This is a genomic window from Ascidiimonas meishanensis, assembly GCF_037782385.1.
In the GTDB taxonomy this organism is placed as follows: domain Bacteria; phylum Bacteroidota; class Bacteroidia; order Flavobacteriales; family Flavobacteriaceae; genus Ascidiimonas; species Ascidiimonas meishanensis.
On sequence record NZ_JBBEXD010000044.1, the window covers coordinates 1 to 1,045 of the forward strand.

Below are 1,045 nucleotides of genomic sequence, written 5' to 3' on the forward strand. Positions count from 1 at the left end.
ACCACCAACACCAGATGTGGCGTCTTTACCTAACGTAACGGCGCAATGTCAAGTAACTTCTTTAACGCCACCTACCGCAACAGATAATTGTGGAGGAACCGTAACCGTAACCAACAATGCCACCTTACCCATTACTACCCAAGGTACTACTGTAGTAACCTGGACTTATGATGATGGGAATGGAAATACGGCTACGCAAAATCAAAATATAATTATTGACGATACTACACCACCAATACCAGATATAGCGTCTTTACCTAACGTAACAGCTCAATGCGAGGTAACCGCATTAACACCACCTACCGCTACCGATAATTGTGGAGGAACCGTTATAGTAACTAACAACGCTACCCTACCTATTACTACTCAAGGTACTACCGTAGTAATTTGGACTTATGATGATGGGAATGGAAACACGGTTACTCAAAATCAAAATGTGGTTATTGACGACACTACCCCACCAGCACCAGATGTAGCTTCTTTACCAGATGTAACCGCAGAATGTGAGGTAACAACATTAACAACTCCTACCGCTACCGATAATTGTGGAGGATCCGTTACAGTAACTAACAATGCAACATTACCTATTACTACTACAACTGTAGTAATATGGACTTATGATGATGGAAATGGAAATACAGGTACGCAAAATCAAAATGTTGTTATTAATGACAATACACCACCTGTGCCGGATGCGGCTTCATTACCCAATATAACCGCACAATGTCAGGTAACTGCATTAACCCCGCCTACCGCTACAGATAATTGCGGAGGAACGGTCACCGTAACTAACAATGCTACCTTGCCTATTACCACCCAAGGTACTACCGTAATAACTTGGACATTTGATGATGGTAATGGAAATACGGCTACGCAAAATCAAAATGTAATTTTAGACGATACTACACCACCAACACCAGATGTGGCGTCTTTACCTAACGTAACGGCGCAATGTCAAGTAACTTCTTTAACGCCACCTACCGCAACAGATAATTGTGGAGGAACCGTAACCGTAACCAACAATGCCACCTTACCCATTACTACC

The 1,045-nt window shown here is 42.5% G+C and carries 1 protein-coding gene; it reads left to right on the forward strand.

The window, feature by feature from the left end:
* Positions 1-1,045: PKD domain-containing protein (locus tag WBG07_RS19335; RefSeq protein ID WP_413788839.1), on the forward strand; the 1,045-nt coding region annotated here is incomplete at both ends.